The sequence below is a fragment of the Flavobacterium aquariorum genome, assembly GCF_003254745.1.
GTDB classification, from domain to species: domain Bacteria; phylum Bacteroidota; class Bacteroidia; order Flavobacteriales; family Flavobacteriaceae; genus Flavobacterium; species Flavobacterium aquariorum.
This window is the reverse complement of the sequence record NZ_QKXH01000006.1, coordinates 54,769-78,900: the sequence shown is the minus strand read 5'-3', so window position 1 is coordinate 78,900 and position 24,132 is coordinate 54,769. Positions and strand designations below refer to the sequence as shown.

17 protein-coding genes are annotated in these 24,132 nt (G+C 34.4%); 2 read left to right on the top strand and 15 right to left on the bottom strand.

What is annotated here, in order from left to right; translation table 11 throughout:
- Positions 1-11: 11 nt before the first annotated feature.
- The 3 genes from DOS84_RS10445 to DOS84_RS10435 are packed head-to-tail and all read right to left on the bottom strand — an operon-like array spanning position 12 to position 3,647.
- On the bottom strand, positions 12-1,775 hold the full coding sequence (locus DOS84_RS10445; protein WP_111410073.1) for an amidohydrolase: 1,764 nt from the start codon (positions 1,773-1,775) through the stop codon (positions 12-14).
- 42 nt (positions 1,776-1,817) lie between these two features.
- A complete protein-coding gene (locus DOS84_RS10440) occupies positions 1,818-2,831 on the bottom strand; it encodes an alpha/beta fold hydrolase (protein WP_207802049.1) in 1,014 nt (337 codons plus the stop codon).
- Positions 2,832-2,855: 24 nt separating this feature from the next.
- Positions 2,856-3,647, bottom strand: coding sequence for an alpha/beta hydrolase (locus DOS84_RS10435; protein WP_111410072.1), 792 nt, complete (start codon positions 3,645-3,647; stop codon positions 2,856-2,858).
- Between the two features lie 425 nt (positions 3,648-4,072).
- Between DOS84_RS10435 and DOS84_RS10430 the strand changes: the two genes are divergently transcribed.
- Entirely contained in the window at positions 4,073-5,653 is a 1,581-nt protein-coding gene (locus tag DOS84_RS10430) for a Na+/H+ antiporter (RefSeq protein WP_111410071.1), read from the top strand.
- A 95-nt stretch (positions 5,654-5,748) separates the two neighbouring features.
- Here DOS84_RS10430 and DOS84_RS10425 read toward each other — a convergent pair whose 3' ends face one another.
- Together DOS84_RS10425 and DOS84_RS10420 are read right to left on the bottom strand one after the other, a co-directional pair.
- On the bottom strand, positions 5,749-6,360 hold the full coding sequence (locus DOS84_RS10425) for an alpha-ketoglutarate-dependent dioxygenase AlkB family protein (protein WP_111410070.1): 612 nt from the start codon (positions 6,358-6,360) through the stop codon (positions 5,749-5,751).
- 18 nt (positions 6,361-6,378) lie between these two features.
- On the bottom strand, positions 6,379-7,758 hold the full coding sequence (locus DOS84_RS10420; protein ID WP_111410069.1) for an exonuclease domain-containing protein: 1,380 nt from the start codon (positions 7,756-7,758) through the stop codon (positions 6,379-6,381).
- Between the two features lie 125 nt (positions 7,759-7,883).
- Here DOS84_RS10420 and DOS84_RS10415 point away from each other — a divergent pair, with 125 nt between their 5' ends.
- The gene (locus DOS84_RS10415) at positions 7,884-8,648 is read left to right on the top strand and encodes an XRE family transcriptional regulator (protein ID WP_111410068.1); all 765 of its coding nucleotides are present in this window, start codon (positions 7,884-7,886) and stop codon (positions 8,646-8,648) included.
- Positions 8,649-8,988: 340 nt separating this feature from the next.
- Here DOS84_RS10415 and DOS84_RS10410 read toward each other — a convergent pair whose 3' ends face one another.
- The 10 genes from DOS84_RS10410 to DOS84_RS10365 form a co-directional block, all read right to left on the bottom strand.
- On the bottom strand, positions 8,989-10,017 hold the full coding sequence (locus DOS84_RS10410; RefSeq protein ID WP_111410067.1) for a rod shape-determining protein: 1,029 nt from the start codon (positions 10,015-10,017) through the stop codon (positions 8,989-8,991).
- A gap of 267 nt (positions 10,018-10,284) precedes the next feature.
- Positions 10,285-10,866, bottom strand: a complete 582-nt coding sequence (locus tag DOS84_RS10405) for a TetR/AcrR family transcriptional regulator (protein ID WP_111410066.1) — start codon at positions 10,864-10,866, stop codon at positions 10,285-10,287.
- A 68-nt stretch (positions 10,867-10,934) separates the two neighbouring features.
- Positions 10,935-11,687 carry an SDR family oxidoreductase gene (locus tag DOS84_RS10400; protein ID WP_111410065.1) on the bottom strand — a complete coding sequence of 251 codons (753 nt, stop codon included), beginning with the start codon at positions 11,685-11,687 and terminating at the stop codon, positions 10,935-10,937.
- Positions 11,688-11,726: 39 nt separating this feature from the next.
- On the bottom strand, positions 11,727-12,665 hold the full coding sequence (locus tag DOS84_RS10395) for an alpha/beta fold hydrolase (protein WP_111410064.1): 939 nt from the start codon (positions 12,663-12,665) through the stop codon (positions 11,727-11,729).
- A gap of 567 nt (positions 12,666-13,232) precedes the next feature.
- Complete coding sequence (locus DOS84_RS10390) at positions 13,233-14,537, bottom strand: TolC family protein (protein ID WP_111410063.1); 1,305 nt, start codon at positions 14,535-14,537, stop codon at positions 13,233-13,235.
- Positions 14,530-16,947, bottom strand: a complete 2,418-nt coding sequence (locus DOS84_RS10385; RefSeq protein ID WP_111410062.1) for an ABC transporter permease — start codon at positions 16,945-16,947, stop codon at positions 14,530-14,532. Before DOS84_RS10385 ends, DOS84_RS10390 begins: the two co-directional genes overlap by 8 nt.
- A gap of 47 nt (positions 16,948-16,994) precedes the next feature.
- Positions 16,995-19,430 (bottom strand): ABC transporter permease, encoded by a 2,436-nt coding sequence (locus DOS84_RS10380; protein WP_111410061.1) that lies wholly within the window; start codon positions 19,428-19,430, stop codon positions 16,995-16,997.
- Between the two features lie 2 nt (positions 19,431-19,432).
- Positions 19,433-21,856, bottom strand: a complete 2,424-nt coding sequence (locus DOS84_RS10375) for an ABC transporter permease (RefSeq protein WP_111410060.1) — start codon at positions 21,854-21,856, stop codon at positions 19,433-19,435.
- Between the two features lie 119 nt (positions 21,857-21,975).
- A complete protein-coding gene (locus tag DOS84_RS10370; protein WP_111410059.1) occupies positions 21,976-22,677 on the bottom strand; it encodes an ABC transporter ATP-binding protein in 702 nt (233 codons plus the stop codon).
- Between the two features lie 88 nt (positions 22,678-22,765).
- Positions 22,766-24,004, bottom strand: a complete 1,239-nt coding sequence (locus DOS84_RS10365) for an efflux RND transporter periplasmic adaptor subunit (RefSeq protein ID WP_111410277.1) — start codon at positions 24,002-24,004, stop codon at positions 22,766-22,768.
- Positions 24,005-24,132 lie beyond the last annotated feature (128 nt).

The window sequence follows — 24,132 nt, the reverse complement described above, 5'->3', positions numbered from 1 at the left end:
TTACTTAATGTTTATTTTTGGTACCCACCGAAATACTTAACAGGTGACCAATCTGGAATTACTGGAGGAATTACAGGATCCAGAGCTTTAAAATCTCTTGTTCCATAAACCACTTTTCCATTCACAATTGTTAAATCCGATTCGATGTTGCGAACGTTATCAAGAGAAACCGTAAAATAATCATCGGATAAAATCGACATATCGGCATACATTCCTTTTACTAATTTTCCTTTTTCTTTTTCTTCACCAGAAAACCACGCACTTCCCGATGTGTATAATTTCAGTGCCGTAAATTTGTCAAGAACCTGATCCTTTGGCCAAAATTGCATTCCACCTAAAGTTTTACCTGTAATGAGCCAATGCATCGCCATCCAGGGATTATAAGTTGAAATACGGGTAGCATCTGTTCCCATTCCGACAGGAATTCCCATTTCGAGCATTTTCTTTATTGGAGGCAATTGTGTTTTTGGAACACCATATAATTTTTCATACAACTCCCCTTGAAAATACATTCTGAATTGAACAGCGATTCCGCCATTGAGTTTCTTAACCCTTTCTAGTTCCTGAGGCGTAATGGTTTCGGCATGGTCAAAAAACCAGCGTAAACCATTAAACGGAATCTCTTTGTTTACTTTCTCAAAAACGTTCAGCATTCGGTCAATAGATTCGCCATAAGTAGCGTGCAATCGAAACGGCCATCTATTTTTGACAAGTAAACGAATAATCGGTTCCAGATCCCCTTCCATTTGATCCGAAAGAACAATTCTAGGTTCTAAGAAATTCTCAAAATCGGCAGCGGATGCCACAATATTTTCTCCAGCTCCTTCTTCGGTATAGCCATTTGCAACCAGAAGATTATCATTTTTGTTGACCACGGTTTCGGCCACCCATTTTTCATAATCCTGAAGTTCTTTGCCTTTTTGCTGGGCAAATAAATAATAGGAGATGCGAAGATTTAATTTCCCTTGTTTGGCCAATTCCATTGAAGTTCCATAATCGGCAGGGAAATTTTGTCCACCGCCCGCAGCATCAACCACAGATGTCAAACCAAACCGATTCAGTTCTCGATTAAACTGAAGCGAACTATTAATTCTTTCTTCGGGAGTTAATTTTGTGGTTAAAGCCAAAGTAGTATAAATTGCTTTTGGAGTTTCTTTGGCAAACATTAATCCAGTTAGATTTCCGTTTTTGTCTTGTTCCAAAATACTACCTTCGTAATGCGTGTCTTTGGTATAGCCCAAAACCTCAATTCCTTTTTTGTTCAAAAAAGCTTTGCCGTACAAATAGGTTATAAAAACAGGTTTATCAGGAACAGCAGCATTGATTTCATCAATCGTCGGCTGTCTTTTTTCTTCAAATCCATATTCATTCCAGCCACCTATGACCTTAATCCAAACTCCAGGAGGAGTTCGTGCGGCCTGTTCCTTGAGCATTTCCATTGCTCGTTTGAGGGTTTTCACGCCATCCCAACGCAACTCTGCATTATAATTGAGTCCTTCGCGTATTACATGTATATGACTGTCATTTAACCCCGGAATAACCGTTTTGCCTTTTGCATCAATTGTTTGAGTATTTGCAGTTTTATAACTTTCCAAAATACTTTTTGAAGTTCCAGTGGCTAAAATAACCCCTCCTTTTACAGCAACAGCCTGAACAAATTCACCGTTTTTTTGCATCGTGGCGATTTTTCCGTTATAAATAATCAAGTCTGCTTTTTCTTGAGATTGCATCAACAGGCAGGAAAAAAATAGTAGTATTAAAAATATTCGTTTCATCGTGTTCGAATTAATTATACTGTTAGTTTTATTTTGAATACCCTATTTTGCCAGAAAAAATGCCAATAGGTCTTTTTGCACCTGAGCCGTATTTTCTTGTACCAACCAATGTCCGGAGCCCGCAATTTTTGATTCGGATACATTTGTTGCCACAAGTTTAGAATGCTCTTTAAGGAACGCCGCCGCAAAAAATTCTCCACCCATTGCCAACAAAGGCATTTTAAGTTTTGTTTTCATGAATACCATATTGTCTTTTCCATCCTGCGGAAAGTTGGCAAACCATTTAAAACTTGATTTCGCACCATCTTTAACGGCATAAGCCCTAACAAATTCATCAGTTTCTTCGGGGCTGAAAGGATTTTTCACATGACCAACTATTGGCCAGAAATTGGTTAAAAACTCTTTCTCTTTTCCTTTAACAATATCTCCGGAAGCAGGCCAGGCAAAAAATCCAAACCACCAGGCTGAAGCCGAAACCTGCGACCAAACAGGTTCTATACCCGGAAGCAAAGCATCCATCAATGCCAGTTTTTTAACTTCATTTGGATATTGAGCCGCATAAGCATAAGCCACCATAAGTCCAATGTCATGTCCGGCAAGATTTATATTGCTGTAGCCCAATTTCTTCACTAACTCATGAATATCTGTGGCCATTGTTTTTTTGTCATAACCCGACTCAGGTTTATCTGATTCACCCACACCTCTCAAATCGGGTGCGATAACCGTGAAATGTTTTGAAAGCTCCGGCAGCAGTCGGTTCCACATATACCAGTTTTGACCAAATCCGTGAACAAGTACCAAAGGCTCTCCTGTTCCACCAATGACATAATGAATATTTACGCCATTGACTAAAGCCGTTTGGTGTTTAAAATTAGTCGGTGGATCAGCCGGCTTGACATCTGGCGACGCTGGTTCTTCTGTTGATTCTGGAACAGCTGCATTTGAAGGTTCTTCACTTTTTTTACAAGCAGTTAGAAAAAAAAGAGTAATCATTGCAAGTCCTAAAAAAACTTTTACTGTTTTGTACCATGCGTTATGGTTGATAGTTGATTTCATATTTGTAAAATTTAAAAGTTGTTATTATTCGTTTTTGTGTTGTTGAAGCCATTCCAAAATATAGATTGCAATTTCTTGCCAACCCGGCTGACCTAATACAAAATGGTTTCTGCCTGAGAAAACTTTATAATCAGTAACCGAGTTTTTATCGGTGTATTTTTTATAATTATCATAATTCAATTGATGTGGGATTGTATTATCCATATCGCCTGCAATTAATAATAAAGGATGGTGCGGTTTTTTAAAATCTACTTTTGCCACTGAAGTAATTGTATCTCGAACTACCAATTTTGACTCGGGAATTGCTAATTGCAGATATCCTCTTTCTTGTAATTCGAATTCCATTCCGTTGGCAAAAGCATATCGCCATTGGGAAAAACTCATTAAAAATGTATTCTTAGCTGAGGTAAAAAAACCAAGAGGTCCCCAACCAGCTTTCAGAAAAGATAATTTAAAAGTCAAAATACCTTGCGGAGGAACGGAGTGAATAGCAACAGCTTTTGATGCCAAACCTTTCTGATTCAAAATTTGGGCAATTAAACCTCCAATCGAATGACCAATGATGATTGGTCTTTCCGGGAATGACCTTGCAATTTCTTCAAAATGCGTTATAAGTTGTGCCAGCCGAATTGATGCTATCTGGGAATCTGGATGACGTCTGCGGAGAACTGCCGGAGAGGCATCCTTAAAAGGCCAGGCGGGAGCAATCGTTTTATAGCCTCTGCTTTCATAAAAATGGCTCCACTCATTCCAAGATTCGTTACTTACAAAAGCACCAGTGATAAACAGAATTGATTTTTGATTTTCAGTTTGCATAATTAAATTATTCTATTGTTACACAGACATATAGTCTATAATCATGCCTTTCAATACAATCCCTTTAAAATCAAGACTTTCTATATTATTTCAAAGTGAATAAACTACGACATATCGTTTTCGCCCATAAAACAATTGCGATATAACGCTAAATAGAATCTACTTTTGAGTCTTAAATAATTATATCTGACTAATGACTTTCTTTAACTCAATCTTTTAAAATGTGATGATTTAATAAAATAAAAGACAAGCACATCTGCTGAGAACCACATTCAATTTAATTTGACTAATTTAGCCGAAGAATGATTTTTTTGATACTGATAAGTCCATTATTCAGACAGCATTTGAACCATATTTTAAATAGCCGCAACATTCTAATCGAATACAGAAGTCTAAACTAGAAACTGTTCTTAAAAACCAAACGAATGCTAGAAAATTTTCCTTTTTATCTTGGTATACTGCTTGTTATTTTATTGCTTATTATGCTGGCTAATAAAATAAAAGTAGCTTACCCTATACTATTAGTTCTGGCAGGTTTGATCATAAGTTTTATTCCTGGCATACCAGTAATAAACATAGAACCCGATCTGATATTCTTTATTTTCCTGCCTCCGTTACTCTATGAAGCTGCATGGACTGTTTCGTGGAAAGAAATGTGGCGATGGAGACGCATTATAACAAGCTTTGCTTTTGTGGTCGTTTTCGTATCTGCGCTTTCGGTAGCGTTAGTTGCCAATTATATTATTCCAGGATTTTCATTGGCATTAGGATTTGTGCTAGGCGGTATTGTTTCACCGCCAGATGCTGTAAGTGCCGGTGCTATTTTAAAATTTGTTAAAGTCCCTAAAACCATTTCGTCTATTTTAGAAGGTGAAAGTCTATTGAACGATGCTTCGTCGTTAATTATTTTTAGATTTGCGATGATTGCTGTGGCAACCGAGCAATTTATATTTCACAAAGCGGCAGCGAGTTTTAGTTGGATGATTGTTGGTGGTGTGTCAATTGGTTTACTCATTGGTTGGATTTTTATGAAAGCTCATAAATACCTGCCCACTGATGTGAATGTAGACAGCGTGCTGACATTGCTGACTCCTTACATTATCTATCTCGCTGCCGAAGAGGTTCACTGTTCCGGTGTATTGGCAGTTGTAAGTGCTGGCTTGCTTTTATCTAATAACAGACATCGTTTTCTGAGTAGCAGATCCCGCATTCGCGGGGTAAACGTCTGGGAAAGTTTTTGTTTTATACTTAATGGATTTGTTTTCATGCTGATTGGATTAGATCTGCCTCAAATTACCAAAGGACTGGAGGAAGTGAATATTAGTATTCCTACAGCAGTTGGATACGGTGTGATGATTACGATTGTTTTGATTGTCAGCCGGATTCTGTCTTCTTATGGTGCTGTAATTGTAACACTCATTGCCCGTAATTTCATCAAAGTAGCAGACAGCAAAAATCCGGGTTATAAAGTGCCTTTTATACTTGGCTGGACCGGAATGCGCGGTGTAGTTTCACTGGCTGCAGCTTTATCAATACCTGTTTACCTCAATAACGGCAACGGATTCCCACAGCGTAATCTCATCCTGTTTATCACTTTCATTGTTATTCTTTTGACCTTATTAATTCAAGGATTAACATTACCCTATTTTATTAAAAAAATTCTAACCGATAATGATGACGATACCTTATCCCGCAATGAAGTCTATAATAACATCCGACAGGAATTAGCTGAATTTGCAACACATTACTTAAAAACCAATTATGGTGATCAAGTAGAAAGTAATCCTCCATTACAGCATCTTATTCTGAAATGGGAACAGCACAGTAATGGAATCGATGACGAATCAATTGGTGAAGATCTGAAAGTTATTTATCTGGATTTATTAAATCAGCAAAGGCATTGGCTCATCAATAAAAACAGAGAAGATCAAAGTCTTGACGAGTCAATTATACGAAGACAAATGCATTATTTGGATATTGAAGAAGAAAAACTGCGGTATCTCTAGAAAGTATTAAGTCTGCGCAAGGTTGAATCTCTCTAATCTGTCTGCATTAAAAATTACGAAATTTTGCAGAGGCATGATATTAGTATTTATCTGCTTTATATCCTCACCTGCCTAAAAGTAAGGTTAATCCGTGGAAGCACATCTCTTGTGGTTTTAGGCACTTGATGTTCCCAGAAACTATTTGTTTTTCCTGCCATTAATAGGAAAGCCCCATGATGCAAAGGAATATCCAGCTGTGGAAGATGTTTTAGAAATTTATGACGCAGCCTAAATATTCGGGTTTCACCAAAAGTAACAGATGCAATATTCATGTTTTTATTCTCGCTTTGCGTTTTATCGCTATGCCAAGAAACTCCGTCCTTTCCATTTCTATATAAGTTCAGTAAAACAGCATTAAAATTTATTTTGGTTTCATTTTCAACCCTGGCTTTAATGTCTATTAATTCCTTAGGCCAATTTGATTTACCAAAATTACCCTCACTTTCATCATACCAGGCAATCATACGCGGAGCAGTAACTATTTTATCATACATCGGCATTTCGTATTCGCGCCATGGAGTACTGTTTAATAAAATGTTATAATAATTATCGGATTCTTCTTTGGTAAAAAAACTATCAATCAACATTACGTCAGCATCAGTTGCGTCAAATATTATTTTGCCGGCTGTTCCTTGTGAAAACATTTCGGTGTCGTTAAAGAGAATCATAAGTATGCAATTTTATTTTTATGTTTCTATCATTTGGAGACGTTTTACTTTTCCTGGGTATTTCTCGGCATAAGCATAAATGAGATGCATAATGTATTGATTACTTCTGTAGGGTGTTATATAATCTTTTAACTCCGATAATTCAGTACATCCAATATCTGACGGAAAATATCCCATCCCATAAAAATGTCCATTTTCAACCCAAATACAGCTCTTTTCTTCTATTGTTTTGCCTTTGTCTATAATCGCAAAACTTGTCCTGTTGTCTAACAAAAAGGCAATCGCGTTTTCGATAGTCTCGTTATGATGGGTAACATCCGGCAAATTTGTCAAGTCTTTTTTTGGAAAAAAATCTCCAACTATTGACACACCGTATTGGCAAAATCGGTGATCAATTTTAAACTGCTGCGCAAGGTTTTGCAATACAGTTATTCCTTCGTATTGGCTGTTGAATTCCTGAATACAGGTCTGAAACTTGGTTAATTTTCCTATTGATAAATATTTATATCCATTTCGGGCTTCATATTGATACAATCCGAATTTAGATTCAAAACGTTTTAATGCCCTGTTATAAGCAGGCCACAACTTTTTAATCTCATCACATTCCAACAACAGCGCCATAAGTTCGGTGGCACAGACTTCATATGAAATTCCGTAGATATCCTTCAAGAAATTCTGTCTTTGCGCATTTACGTTATGACCGCTGAAATGTGAAGCCACACGCTTTTTTAAATTAATCGCTTTTCCAACATAAACAACCTTATTTTGTTGATTATAAAAATAATATACTCCTATTTTTTCAGGCAATTGCTCAAAGTCCTGCTGAGGCAAATTAGGTGGCAGGCGCTGATCCTGTGCTGTTTTCTTAATCATCTTATCCATCACTCCCTCGCAGTCCCATTCCAGTAATTTGGAAAATAATATAGCGGTCGCATCTGCATCACCCCCTGCGCGATGTCTGTTTTCTATACATATATCTAATGAATTGCAAAGATTTCCTAAACTATAAGAGCCTAATCCGGGTTTAATTTTTCTTGCGGCACGAACGGTACATAATTTTCTGGCTTTCCATTTAAATCCAGACTTTTCCAATTGATGTCGAACGAAAGAATAATCGAAATTGACATTATGTGCCACAAAAATACGGTCGGTAAGCATCTCCAAAACTTTTTCGGAAATATCATCAAAGATTGGAGCATTTCGCACCATGCCGTTATCAATTCCGGTGAGCGCAAAAATGGCAAGCGGTATTTCCTGTTCCGGATTCACAAGTGTTTCCCAACGGTCAATAACCTTAGTTCCGTCATGAATAGCAATGGCTATTTCTGTAATACGGCTCCCTCTGGCATTGCCTCCTGTAGTTTCTATATCTACTATGGCATATTCCTGCTTTTTCATAAAGTATATAACGTGAATATTATTCTTGTTCTTGTAACTGCTTTGATCCAAAATTATTTAGCAAAATTAGGACGTTAAATCACTATAGTACCTATATTTGTAGTGACTTAAAATCCCTTTAACGTATGTTGTATATTTCTGACAATCTTAAATGGCTGAGAAGCAAACGAAATTTGTCCCAACAAGAAGTGGCAGACGGAATGGCTCTGCCACTTGATCGCTACAAGAAATATGAATACGGAAAAAACACGCCGCCTGCAGAAACGCTGGTGATTATTTCCCGGTATTATCATATCAGCATCGATTTACTTTTGACGGTTGATCTTCGAAAAATATCTATTGATAATTTAATGCAATTAGATGACAACCGAATTGTTTTGCCCATAACCGTCGATCAAGACGGCAACAACCTCATTGAAATTATTCCGCACAAAGCACAAGCTGGCTATCTTAGTGGTTATGCTGAAACAGAATATATAGAAAACCTACAGCAGATAGCGCTACCGTTTTTGGGTTTGGGTAAAATGAGGGCTTTCCCGATTAATGGCGATTCTATGCCGCCACACACTAATAAATCCTTTGTAGTCGGAAAATATGTGGACAATCTGGGGGAAATAAAACAGAACAAAACCTATATATTCATTACCTTCAGCGAGGGAATTACCTATAAACGGCTCGGAAATAAAAACGATGATTCGGTAACCGTAATTTCAGACAATATTATCTACAGTCCTTACGAAATCAAACTTTCTGATATTTTGGAGATTTGGGAATATGTATGCCATATTGGAAGAGACGACGCTAAACTCCTGCCCACAGAATCCGATTCAGTAAAAGAAATGTTTCTAGAACTGAAAAGAGATATCCATGAAATAAAACTAAAAAAATAAACCTCTGTCTAGATATTTTTTTACCTAATGACTATTACAACCCAACATAAAAAAGAAGTAAAGTAGCAATTTTTACATATAATTTAAGTTTGCAAAAACAGGAAGTATGTTTTTCGCATCTGAACAACAATTATATCCATATATCTAGCTGTTCTTAATAAAACTTAATAATAATGATAACCATGAAAAAAGTAATTATTCTATTGACGATTGGTCTGTCCTTATTCTAGCATCTTGTTCGAAAAAAGATGACCCCATAGATAACTCATTTGCAATAAATCCTATTACAAATAAAGTGATTAATTCCAAAAAACTCAATTCTGCGGAAGTAAAAACGAACTTATTTTATCAATACAGTTTTATACTTATCCATGTCTTTTAAAACAATTCCTGTACCTCTAACCACGGCCCTTAAAGGATCTTCTGCAATATATACCGGTAAATCTGTCTTCAGTGAAATCCTTTTGTCAAGACCTCGAAGCATTGCTCCTCCTCCTGCGAGATAAAGACCCGTATGATAAATGTCTGCAGCCAGTTCGGGTGGTGTCTGTGAAAGCGTTACCATAATGGCATCTTCAATCCTTTGTATTGATTTATCCAAAGCTCTTGCTATTTCCCTAAAGGTAACCAAAACTTCTTTGGGCTTCCCGGTAAGCATATCTCTTCCACGAACAGTTAAATCAGCAGGAGCATCTTCAAGTTCTTCCATTGCAGCGCCTACTTCAATTTTTATCGTTTCTGCGGAAGCTTCTCCAATATATAGATTATGATGTGTTCTCATAAAATACAATATATCATTGGTAAAAACGTCACCAGCAATTTTTATAGATTTGTCACAAATTATTCCTCCTAGGGCAATAACAGCTATTTCTGTAGTCCCTCCACCAATATCCACGATGAGATTCCCCTTAGGCTGCATCACATCTAAACCAATTCCTATAGCAGCAGCCATGGGCTCATGAATTAAAAACACTTCTTTTCCGTTTACTCGTTCACAGGACTCTTTTACCGCTCTTTTTTCCACTGTGGTAATGCCACTCGGAATACATACCACCATTCGTAGTGCAGGAGTAAAAAAGCTTTTCTTTAAATCAGGTATATTTTTAATAAACCAGCTAATCATTTTCTCAGAGGCATCAAAATCTGCAATAACCCCGTCTTTAAGAGGCCGGATTGTTCTAATATTCTCGTGTGTCTTACCTTGCATCAAACTGGCCTCTTTACCTACTGCTATTATCTTACCGTTTCTAATATCCCTCGCCACAATAGAAGGGCTATCCACAACAATCTTTCCATCATGAATTATTAAAGTATTAGCCGTCCCCAAATCCATAGCGATTTCCACTATCATAAAATCAAATAAACCCATAATATCGTTTTGTTTAAGAACGCTATTGTTTCCCCTTTATTCTCAATACACTCCCAGAACATAATACATTTATGATAATATTAATATTAATTAACATTTGAGTTCTCCTCAAGTGCAAAGTGTGGATACACCTCATTCTCCCAAATTTCCATTATCAAAAACACGCTATCGAGTCTTAAACGATTTTATTAGACCAATGATTTTCTTCAATTTAATCCATAAAAAAACCACCCACAAAAATGGGTGGTTTACAATTATATTGGAATACTATAACACTGATAACAAAACTTTCAACACATCATCGAAAACCTGTTTTGGTGTTCCAGTTGAACGAGCCAAAACTCTTATTCCCGAATAATTATTGAATATAAAACGGGCTAATAATCTTGGATCTGTAGCCGATGAAATTTGATTTAATTCTTGTCCCCTTTTGACAGCCAGAAAAAAAACTTCTTCCATTTTTAGCCGATTATCATTGACAACTTTTTCAATTTCAGCATCGTGAATCGCCAATTCAACAGTGCTATTGACCATAAAACATCCTTTTGTGATTTTATCTTCAAAACTTTCAAGGATTGCCTGCGCAAACATTTCTTTAATCGTTTCTTTGATATTTGTGGATTTTTGTAAAAGACCGGCTATATCGTCATAAGATTTCTTTTGATATCGTTGCAAAGCCTTAATGAATAAGGAATGTTTATCTCCAAAAGTATCGTAAAGACTGGATCTGCTTAGACCTAAATGTGTCACTAAATCTTGTGCCGATGTCCCGTTGTACCCTTTGCTCCAAAAAATTTCTATTGCTTTATCCAAAGCATCTTCTTCATTGAATTCTTTTAATCTTGCCATAAACTTAATTTTTATAGATGTACAAAGATATTAAATTGGAACGTTCATTCTGAAATTAAAGCAAAAAATTAAACTACTGAATTTACAGTAAGTCCACCATCAACAACTATTTCAGTCCCAGTTATAAATGAAGAGTCATCTGAAGCTAAAAAACTTACTGTTTTGGCAATTTCAGAAGGCTGACCAAAACGTTTTAAAAGAATTTTCTCTCCCAAAACTGAACCAAAGCCTTCAACTTCTTCTTTACTTAATCCTAATTTTCCATAAATCGGTGTTTCAACCGGACCAGGAGAAATGGCATTGACTCTTATGTTTCTTGTTGCAAGTTCGGTAGCTAATACTCTATTGAAAGACAAAACAGCTCCTTTACTTGCTGCATATACACTTGAATTTGGCATACCAATATTGGCGTTGATCGAAGTATTAAAAATTATAGAACCACCGTCATTCAAAATTGGAAGTAATTTTTGAACCGTAAAATACACTCCTTTTACATTTACATTCATAATGCTGTCATAATGCTCTTCTGAAGCGGATTCTAGCGGAGCAAAAGAAGCTGTTCCTGCATTTAAGAAAATAATATCCAGTTTCCCAAATTTAGATTTTACTTCACTAACCAAATTATCAATTGATTTTAAATCTGCTTGATCTGCTACAATTCCTGTTACGTTCAATTCAGTTTCAGCTTTTATCAAAGCTTCTTTGTTTCTTCCGGTGACAATCACTTTGGCACCTTGTGCTGCTAATTCTGCGGCAGCTGCATACCCAATTCCACTATTTCCTCCTGTTACTAGGGCTACTTTGTTTACTAATTTTGACATTTTTTTTACTTTTAAATTATTATTGATTTATTTATTAAATTATTTTTTATCCAAGAAGAAGTCCAACAAACCTTTTTGAACGGCAGCTGTATTCTCTTGAACCAACCAGTGACCTGAATTGGGGATATTTGTTTCGCTAACATCGTTCGCCACAAGTTTTGTGTGATCTTTTAAAAATGCTGCGGCAAAATACTGCCCCCCCATAGTCAATACAGGCATAGTTAGTTTTTGTTTCATCAATTCAACATTATCTTTTCCATCTTGCTTGAAAGCCCCAAACCAATGAAAACTCCCTGTTGTCGAACCTTTAACAGAATAAGCACGGATAAATTCAGTCGTTTCTTCTTTTGTGAAAGAATCTTTTGCAAAAGCAACTACTGGCCAAAAATTAGTCAAAAACTCTTTTTCTTTACCTGCTACTATATCGCCAGAAGCTGACCATCCAAAAAATCCAAACCACCACGCTGAAGCTGAAACCTGAGACCAAACTGGTTCAATTCCCGGAAGCAAAGCATCCATTAAGGCTAGTTTTTTAACTTCATTTGGATATTGCGCCGCATAAGCATATACAACCATCAGTCCAATATCGTGACCAGCCAAATTGATTTTTTCGTAGCCTAATTTTTTTACCAGTTCGTGAATATCAGAAGCCATTGTTTTTTTGTCATAACCGTCAGCTGGCTTATCAGACTCTCCCACTCCCCTTAAATCTGGAGCAATTACTGTAAAGTGTTTTGAAAGTTCAGGCAACAGTCTGTTCCACATATACCAGTTTTGGCCAAATCCATGAACCAATACTAATGGCTCTCCTTTTCCACCAATTACGTAATGAATGTTTACACCATTTACATTTGCAGTTGCATGCTTAAAGTTTGCTGGCGGATTTGCAGCCTTAACATTTTGGCTTTGTGCTTCTGCTGAAACACCGAATAAAATAGCTAATGAAAACAATGCTACTTTTTTAATTAATTTTTTCATGATTGTATTTTTAAATATTTGATGGAGCAAAGATATAATAACGGAACGAACGTTCCGTTATTCTTTTAGTTAAACTTATGTTAATTGTAAATGCCTTAAAATCAAATAGTTTTAAATGTGGTGACTATCCTTTGTTTATGCCTAAAAACTAAGCTTTTTAAAGAAAATATAGCTGAACTCTAAAACTGAAATCCGCTCCGTATTGAAATGGTTTCCTTTGTATCCTAAAGAGTTTTATCAATGAGAATCATTAACTTTATATGCGCACCAAAAAAATAACGCCTATAAAAGTGCTGTAAATTTTGTGAAATAAAATTTTTCAAGAGAGCCTCTTTCCACCATTTTATTACTTTTCCAAAGAAAGAAAAGTTTTCAGTTAATATGGAATTTATCAATATTAAAGAAAAGCCGAAATAATTTTTGACCAAAAAAACTCCAAAATCAAATGACTTTGGAGGTTTTTAAATTTTAGTGGGTCATGCAGTACGATTTACAAACTATTTCTTTCAGAATTTAAAGTAGTTGACATTAATAACTTTAAATGCTTTTTAATTTGAGTATTACGTTTTATAAATGATTCTTTATCAATAAATTTATTTTCAAGTCGATATATTGTAGCTGAAGGCTATTTTTTAAAACTTCATATTCTGCAGAAAGAAATTGATTTTTCACTGAAGAATATACGATAGCTTCTATTTTTCCGCTGGCAAATTTGGCTTCAGTAGTGGTTAGCGAGGCTTTGGCATATCGCAGCTTTTCCATCCACTTATTCTGAATTTGCAAATAATTCTTTTTGTTTTGTTCTTCTAATGCCACTTGTTTGTCCAGCTGTTGCTTTTCCTGTTCTATGACTAATTTTGTCTTTTCGCTTTCAATTTTCGATGCATCAATTTTTTTGTTGTTTCTAAAGCCGTTAAAAATAGGAACATTCAACTGGATGCCTACTTGCTGGCTTTTATTGTCAGCTAATTGATTTTGGAAGCTATCAGAACTAGCATTTGTATGGCTTAACGTTTTATAATAGAAAGTAGAAAATCCATAATAGGCTGACAATACGGGCAGATTATTGGCCCTTTCCAAACCTATTAATTTTAGACTGCTTTGATAATTTAGTTCAGCAAACTTTATTTTAGGATTGTAGGATGTACTTTCAACCATATAAGTTGGTCTTTCTTTTAGATAAGGTTCCAAAATCACTTCATCAGTTACAACATCCATAACATTCATCAGTTGAAACAATTGTGTTTTTTTTATTCCGTATAACTGTTCGGTTTCTAAATTACGGTTTTCTTCTTCCGAAAAGCTCAACTGCATATCATACAAATCACTTTGGGGCTTACTCCCAATGTTGACCTCTTTAGTTACTCTTTCTAAGTTGAACGAAGCCTGCTTGAGTTGTTCTTTTTGGATTTTTAATAATTCCTGTGTATAAAGTGCCTGATAATAACTTTCCAAAAGCTGCAGTTTATATTCATTTTCTATAACTTCCTTCTCTGCTTTGGCGAGTTCAATATTGATTTTGTCTTTTTTGGCATTTGCAAAAGCATTAAAATCAATCAGATTTGTTTTGGCATTGAGATAGAAATTATCATTTTGAAAATTAGAGCTTACCCTTCCGTTAGTCGAAGGGTCAATACTAGATCCAAAATTGTACCCTTGTTCTCCGTAGAAATTGACAACGGGTAACATTCGGTTTAAAACTGAATTTTGTGATTTTTGAGTTCTTTTTATTTCAAGCTGTCTGATTTTTATTTCGATATTATTCTGCAAGGCCATATCTATGCACTTTGTGAGCGACCAGGAGTTTCCCTGACCGCTTGCAAAAGCGCAAAATAGTATGAAGACTGTCGTCAAAAAGTTTTTATTATTCATATTTTAAATATTTCAAAACGTCAGTTTTGGTTGCCTGATACGCTCTTGACAGCACAATTATCAGTGTTAAAACTAACAGTATTAGGAACCCAAAAACGAATGGGAATAAGGTAATATCTATTCTAAAGGCGAAATTTTCGAGCCATTTATCCAATAAATAATACACTGGTAATAAAGCAACTAAGAAGCCAATTATGCAATACAAAATGTACTGTTTGGATAATTCTTTCAACAAAAGATTCGTTTCCGCGCCAAGCGTTTTTCTAATGGCAATTTCTTTCATGCGCCTTTGTATCGAATAGGAAGCCAACGCAAACAATCCAAAAAGCGCAATACCAATTACAACTACATTCAGCAATGAAAAAAGGTTCTTCTGTTTTACGTAACTTTCATAAGTTCTGGCATACTGTTTATCTACAAAATCATATTTAAATGGATATTCGGTGTCTATCGTTGCCCATAATTTTTCAATATCCGTAATAGTATTTTTTACATCACCAGATTTTAGCTTTATATAAACTCTGTCTATATTTTGAGCTATATCAACAGTTTTTAAATGATAGAAACACATTGGCGGTACTTCGGCTTCTGGACTCAATAAATTAAAATCTTTAATTACCCCTATTATTTTTAACTTTCGTTGTTTAATAATGATTTCTTGTCCAATTGGCTCTTCCATATTCATTAATTTTTGAGCTGTTTCATTAATGAGTACCGAAGAAATAGTGTCAGAAGAATATTTTTGTTCAAGTCCTCTTCCATTTATGACTTTTATTTTTATCATTTCGAGCATCCCATAATCTACCGCCATTGTTCGTTCTTTAAAAAGCTCGTCTTTATACAATACTCCTCCTAATGAATTATCTGAACCATCAAAACAAACAAGACCTGTTGAAATTTGTTCCACCCCGTTTATTTTGGCTAGTTCTTGCCTTATGGTTGAATATTTATTGTAAATATTCTTGCCAATATTTTCTGCCTTATAGTCGGATGATGGAAAGTGTAACGATACATCTATTACCTGATCTCCTTTATATCCCAGATCTTTATTGGTTAAATAGCTGACTTGCTGATAAACAATATGGGATCCGACAATAAAAAAAGTAGCTATTGCAAATTGAAAAATCAACATTCCGTTACGCAGCCAAACACCGCTTTTACTTCTTCCAAAATCGCCTTTTAACACTTTAAGAACTTCGAAATTTGAAACATAAATCGATGGAAAAACTCCGGCAACCAAAACTGTAATTACGAAAATCAGAATTAATTGCAAATAAAATTGACTACCAATAATCATTAAATTTTTGCCTAAAAAGTCATTATAATATGGTAATGTCAATTCTACGATCACTAAAGCCAATAAAATTGAAAGTGAGCTTATGAGAATAGTCTCAAAAATGAATTGTGTAATAATATTACCTCTTGATGCGCCAACGATTTTACGTACTCCCACTTCTTTAGCACGTTTTATGGCATTGGCTGTAGCCAAATTTATATAATTAACAATGGATAAAATGAGAATTAAAACAGATAATCCAGCCATAATCAATAAAAATTGATAATTGCCCCGACCTTCTGGATAACCATCTGTTATGGAATGCAATCTTGCTTTTGAGAGTGGTTCCATGACAACGGTAAAATGGCCTATTTTTTTAGCCATTTCCTCGGGGGTAAATCCTTCTTGCTTCGCGATTCTTTTAATGAAATCACCATTATATATATTTTCAAGGCTCTTTCGCGTATGTTCAATTTTTGATGGATCTTTTATTTTTAGTAATAATTTGAAAACAAATGGAGCTGTCATACCTGAAGTCACCAATTTCTCCATTTTATTCATTATGGCATTTGGAGCGATTGATGAATTCCCTGGTATGTGATATACCGCACGCACAATAAACATTTGGTCAAGACATTTTATTTGTTTTCCGATTGGGTTTTCATTACCAAAAACTCTTTTGGCAATTACATCAGAAATGGCAATGCTGGAATCATCTTTTATGGCCGAAATAGCATCTCCATTTATGATTTTGAAAGGAAAAAAAGAAAAGAAATTATGCTGTACATTGATGATTTTATCGACTAATTCTTTCTTTCCATTGTAAATAATTTTATCTTTTTGATACCAACTGTCAGCATACAATACTGTTTCGACATTGGAGTCTTTATCTAAAACAGGTTTTAGAAATAAAGAACAATCTGAAAAAACCGGCATATCAGTCAATTGAACTAAAACTTGATAAACTTTTTCTTTTTCAGGATTCCAATCGTTATAGCTTTGTTCGTCATTCCAATACAGCAACGCGAAAATCAATCCTGCAATTCCTATCGCCAATCCCGAAACATTCAGAAATGAAAACAGTTTGTTTTGCTTTAAATGGTAGATAAATATTTTTATATAGTTTAATAACATAGTTTGAGTTAATAGGTTAATTGTAAACAGTTGTGAATTCTTTGTGTTTATTCGTATTTCAAATATTTCAAAACGTCTGTTTTTGTTGCCTGATACGCTCTGGATAGCACAATTATCAGTGTTAAAACTAACAGTATTATGAACCCAAAAACGAATGGGAATACCGTCATGTCTATTCTAAAAACAAAATTTTCCAGCCATTTGTTGAGTAAATAATACCCTGGGAATACTGCAATCAGAAATCCAATTACACAAAAAACAATATATTGTTTGGATAATTCTTTTAGCAAAACAGTGGTTTCTGCTCCGAGTGTTTTTCTAATGGCAATTTCTTTCATTCGTCTTTCTATTGAATAGGAGGCCAAGGCAAATAATCCGAACAAGGCAATGAGAATAACCACAATATTCAGCAATGAAAACAAGTTTTTTTGATTTACAAATTCCTTGTATGTCCGCGCATAAGCTTTATCAACAAAGTCATAATTGAACGGATAATCAGAATCTATGTTTTTAGCCCAGAATTTTTCGAGAGCCGGAATGGTATTCTCCATTTCATTGGGATTCACTTTCACAAATATGTTATTGACATTCGAGTTCATCCAATCTATTGTTTTGAGATGGAAGAAAACCATTGGGGGAATTTCAGCTTTTGGCCCCCAAAAATTGAAATCTTTCACAACCCCAATAACCTTGAGTTTGTTGCCATTCCAATTGACAATTTTTCCAATTGGACTCTTTTCTTTCATCAATTTCAAAGCTGCTTCATTGACCATTACTGCATCAATAGTATCTGATGAAATGCGGCTGTCTAAATAACGCCCTTGAGCCATTTTTATCTTTAACATTTCGAGCATTCCAAAATCAACAGCCATATTTTGACCTTGAATATTGATATCATGATAAGTAAAACTGGAAGATGAATTATCACTGTTTCCAAATGAGAAAGCTCCTGTGGCCACTTGGGTAACGCCATTAATCTTGGTAATTTCCTGTTTGAGGGTTTCGTATCTGGTGAATAACTTTTTCGAGAAATTTTTATCGTTAAAGTCATAATCGGGTTTCTTGTACTTTATTTGAAGTACTTGCTCTCCTTTAAATCCTAATTCTCGGGTACTCAAAAAATGTACTTGCTCATATACAATATAAGATCCAATAATAAAAAAGGAAGCAATGGCAAATTGAAAAATCAGCATTCCGTTGCGCAGCCAAACGCCACCTTTACTTCGCCCAAAGTTGCCTTTTAGTACTTTCAAAGCTTCAAAATTGGAAACATAAATAGCCGGAAATATTCCCGCAATAATCACTGTCACAATAAAAATAATCACTAATTCATAATAAAACTGACTGCCGTAGATTACTAATTTCTTTTCTAAAAATTCATTGTAATAAGGCAGCGATAATTCCACAATTGCCAGTGATAGGAGTAAGGAAAAGAAAGTAATCAGCACAATTTCAAAAAGAAACTGCAGTACAATATTGCTTTTTGATGCACCTGAAATTTTTCGGACACCTACTTCTTTGGCTCTTTTTATTGCATTGGCAGTAGCCAAATTGACATAATTAAAAACAGACAGGATTAATATTAAAACCGATAACCCCATCATAATCATCAAAAACTGATAATTGCCTCTGCCTTCTGCGTATCCGTCAACTATGGAATGTAATCTTGCGTCTTTTAATGGTTCTAATATTATTTTTGTGTTTTCTGAACCATTTTTCTCATTCCATTCTTTGGGAGTAATACCTTCTTCTTTGGCCCATTTTACAGTTCTGTTCAGATAAAGTAACTGTTCCATTTTTCGGATAACAACAGCTTTATTATTTGGATTTTTAATTTTGAGCACTAAACCATAATTGAAATTTCCCCACTTGTCGTAGTCGTCTTTTAATCGTGCATCTAATAAACAAGTTAAAGCTTGAGGAGCAAGGGATGATTTGCCTGGAATAGTATAAACACCTCGAACGATCAGTTTCTTATCGGAATATAAAACTTCCTTTCCCAGTGGGTTTTCTGTACCAAAAAGCTTGGTTGCAGCCTCTTCGGAAAGCGCAATGCTGTTTTCATCATTTAAAGCAGTTTTACTGTTTCCTTTTATAAATTCGAAAGGAAAAAAATCAAAAAAGGTTTTTTGGGTATTGGTTATCGTAAAAATGCCTTTTTTGTCTTTGTACTTAATGATTCTATTTGAATACCAATTTTCAAAATAACAGTACGAATCAAGTTCCTTGATTTCCTTTTTGAAATAAGGCTCATAACTAGACAAGTTATTCGGCCAAATCATATCCTTGCCAACCACGCTCAATGCCTGATAAACATTTTCTTTTTCAGGATTCCAATCGTTGTAATTGTGTTCGTCATTCCAATATAAAGTAGCAAAAATCAATCCTGCTATTCCAATACTCAAACCCAAAATATTCAAAGCCGTAAAAAGCTTATTGTTTCTGATATGGTATGTAAATATATTTATCCAATTTTTTAGCATCTCTATTCGTATTTTAAGTATTTTAAAACATCAACTCTTGTGGCTTGATATGCTCTAGAAAGCACAACTATTAAGGTTAAGGCTAGTAAAGCAATAAATCCAATAAGAAATGGATAGATCGAAATATCAATTCTATAGGCAAAATTCTCTAGCCATTTGTTGAGTAAATAATAAGTTGGAAATACGGTAATTAAAAATCCAATTATGCAGAAAACGATGTATTGTAAAGACAAATCTTTCAGTAAAACATTGGTTTCAGCTCCCAGAGTTTTTCTTATGGCAATTTCTTTCATGCGTCTTTCTATAGAAAATGAGGCTAGGCAGAATAAACCAAAAAGTGCAATCAGTATCACCACAATATTTAATATCGAGAACATATTTTTTTGCTTTACATAACTGCTATACGATCTTTTATATTCTTTATCTACAAAATCGTATGCAAACGGATAATCAGAATCCACTTTTTTTAACCAAAAATTTTCCAGATCAGCCAAAGTTTGGTCCATAGTTTTTGAATCGGTATCTATGTAAATATTATTTAGCGTACCAATTAACCAAGGAAATGTTTTGAAGTGAAAAAAGGACATAGGCGGAATAACTTCACTCGGATTACCCATGTTAAAATCTTTGACAACGCCAACAATTGTAATTTCTTTGTCATCCCACTTGACTTTTTTACCAATTGGATTTTTCTCTTTTAATAATTTCATTGCCGTCTCATTTATCAACATCGTATTGATGGTATCCTGAGCAAATTTTGGATTAAAGTATCTTCCTTTTACCATTTTTATCTGCATCATTTCCAGCATTCCAAAATCGACAGGAACATTGTTTCCGTCAACACTTAAATCGTTATAATAATAGGTTGTGGTTATAGGTGCATTTTTTCCAAAAACAAAACCACCAGCAGTTACTTTTTTTACTCCTTTTATGTGCAACAATTCATTTTTAATTGTTGAATATCTATCGAATCTATATTTATCGGTTATTTGTTCTCCATATACATTTCGATAAGATATATTTAAAATTTGATTGGCTTTAAAACCTAAGTCTTTCGTATTCATATATTCAATCTGCTCATAAACAATATAAGAACCAATGATAAAAAAGGTTGCTACAGCAAATTGAAAGATTAGCATTCCGTTGCGAAGCCATACACCATTTTTGCTTCGTCCAAAATTGCCTTTCAGAACTTTTAAGGTTTCAAAATTAGAAACGTACACTGCCGGAAGAATCCCTGCCATACAAACGGTAATAAGGAATATTGCAATTAATTGCAGGTAAAATAGACTTCCTTGTATAGTGATTGTTTTTCCTAAAAATTCATTATAATAAGGCAATGAAAGCTCAATGATAACAAGAGAAAGCAAAATCGAAACGAGAGCTAAAATTGTTGTTTCAAAAATAAATTGCTGAATAATATTTACTTTTAAAGCACCAACTATCTTACGAACACCAACTTCTTTTGCTCTTTTAATAGCATTTGCAGTTGCGGAATTTACATAATTTACTATCGAAAGAACTAAGATTAAAATAGATAGTCCTACCATAATCAGCAAAAACTGAAAATTACCTTTTTCTTCTATCAAACCACTCGTTATGGTATGTAAGCGTATATCCGATAAGCGTTCTAAATGAGGTTTAACCTCTCCAAATTTTTCAATAAATTGTTTAGGAGTTATCCCTTTATCTCTCGCATAACGCGATGTCATGTTGTCAAAATATAGTTTTTGTAAATTATTGATAATACTTGTTGTATTGCCATTATTTTTTACTTTAACAAATAATACAAAATGAAAATTACCCCATTGTTCAATATATTTTCTAATTCTTGCATCCATGAAATTAATCACACACGAAGGATTATAAGATGATTTGTGATCTAATTTATAAACACCTCTTACTACTAATTTTTTAGACTGAAAAACAATCTCTTCTCCTAAAGCACTTTCATTTCCAAAAAGCTGAAAGGCTAAATCTTCTGATAAACTAATACTGTTTTCATCTGGCAATGCTGTTTTTGGATTGCCTTCTACAAATTCATAAGGAAAAAATTCAAAGAAATTCTTTTGAGCAATTACAATTTTATCAGATTGAATTTTCTTGTTTTTAAAACGAATGATTTCATTATCGTAGTCCCCGCTTAAATAACAAAACGATTCTATTTCTGGACTTTTATCTTTAATGGCTTGTCCAATCGGAGCGGAACTTGAAGCCCAAAAAGTTTCTGAATCCATTTGATTGGCTACTAAATAAATGCTGTCTTTATTGGGATTCCAAGCATCATAACTTTGTTCGTCATTCCAATATAAAATGGCGAATATCACTCCTGCAATACCAATGCTTAATCCCAAAACATTGAGAAAAGAAAACAGTTTGTTTTGCTTTAAGTGATAAATAAATATTTTTATCCAGTTGAGAATCATAACTTTTTGATTGATTTAATTTTGATTTGATTGATGAGAAGTTCAAGATGTTTACAAAAGCATTTTGTAAAGCAACTCAAAAACGATTGTAATGATTGATATAAGGATATTTATCATTTTTATACTTTAAAAACATCAACATTACGACTATTCTTTTTTTCTGAAAGTATTACTCCATCCTTCATATGAACTGTTTTTTGAGAAAAAGAAGCATCATAATCAGAGTGCGTGACCATCAAAATTGTCGCCCCATTAGCGTGTAAATCGGTTAGTAATTCCATCACTTCGTTCCCGCTTTTACTGTCCAAATTTCCCGTAGGCTCATCGGCAAGAATAATTTTAGGGTCGTTGATCAATGCTCTGGCAACGGCAACACGTTGTTGTTGTCCTCCAGAAAGTTGTTGTGGATAATGTTTCAATCGGTGTGAAATGCCTAATTTATCAGCAATTGCTTCTACTTTTTTCTTTCTGTCCGAAGAGGGAACTTTATTGTAAATCAACGGCAATTCGATATTATCATAAACTGATAATTCGTCTATCAGGTTGAAATTCTGAAAAATAAAGCCAATATTTTCTTTTCGGGCTTTCGATTTTTCTTTTTCTTTCAGCCCAATCATTTCTTGACTAAGCAATTGATAGCTTCCGCCGGAGGCGCTGTCCAATAATCCAACAATATTCAATAAAGTTGATTTTCCACTTCCCGAAGGTCCCATAATGGACACGAAATCACCTTGAATAATGGTTAGCGAAACTTCACTAAGTGCCATTGTTTCTAGTTCTTCTGTTCTAAATACTTTTGAAAGGTTTTTAATTTGAATCATAATATTATTCGTTTTTTGATTGATGATATTTTATATAATTATTTGTTTTACTCTTTATTCTTGTTTCTTTAATCTATGCTCTTTTTCTTTATTCGAAATTCAAAACTTCTACTTCCTTATAATCTTTATAGGATGAAGTAATTACTTGTTCATCGGCCTTCAATCCACCAAGTACTTCATAATACAGTGGATTTTCTCTCCCCAGCTTGATTTCTCTTCTTTCTGCTTTTTTTCCGTTGACAACAAAAATCCATTTCCCACTGGTCTCTTCGTTAAAACTTCCTTTCGAAAGAACTAGAGTTTTTGTTTTCTCCGACAGATTTAATTTTACACCAAAACTTAATCCCTGTTTTAAATCCAGTTTATCGGATGAAACGAAATCCAATTCCACTTGAAATCTGCCACTCTTGATTTCCGGAATTACTTTAGTTATCTGAACGTTAATGGCTTTATTTTCAAAATCTACCGTCCCTTTTTGTTTCTCTGCAATTTTGTCCAAATAAAATTCATCCACATCGGCAACAAGTTTATATCCTTTCCTATCATCAATAGTCCCAATACTTGTATTTTGAGTGTAGGTTTTCCCAAGTATCGGTTCAAATGAAGAGAGCCTTCCGGATATAGGTGCCGTGATTAAAAAATTCTTTTTGTTGATTCTCAAAATGTCAAGGCTTTTGTTCATTACGGCAATCGATTGGTTGAGCTGTCCAATCTGAATTTGATTTGCCAATTTTTCCTTTTTGACACTTTGTTTTATAATGTTCATACGTTCTTTTTGAAAACGATAATTCTCATTGGTTTTCTCCCATTCATTTTTAGACAATATTTCCTGTTCAAAAAGTTTTTTGTTCAAATCGTACAAATTTTTAGCATCGAGATAATCGTGTTCTATTGCTATCAAATCTTTTTCTAAATTCAACTCTTGATTTCTCAAATCGAGCTTGGCTTTGTTTAAATTATTGATTTGTTCAATAATGGCTGTTTCCTGTTGCATGTAGGCCAGTTCTGCATTGGGATTGTACAATCGCGCCAACGGTTGTCCTTTGATAACCATATCACCATTTGCAACAAATATTTCCTGAACCGCTCCGCCTTCAATGATATTAACTAACATCGAATGTAAGGGAACAGCTTTTGCCTGAAAAGACATAAAATCTTCGAAAAAATCATTTTCAACTGTCTTAATCGTAATTTCATCTTTCTTTATTGTAAGACTTCTTTTCTTGGTTGCCGAAGTAAAGATGATATACCCAAAGATTAAGATAATTGGTAAACCGATTAAAAGATACTTATTTTTGTTAGTTTTACGTGTAATTATGGTGTCCATTGTTGATAATTTGATAAACATAAAGGGATTATCGTGCCAGAAATTTAAACGCCATAATTCGCTTATTTTTAAGCTTTTATTTTTAACTAATTTTTTTAAAGTGTTCGATAATGAACACCTTTTGTCCG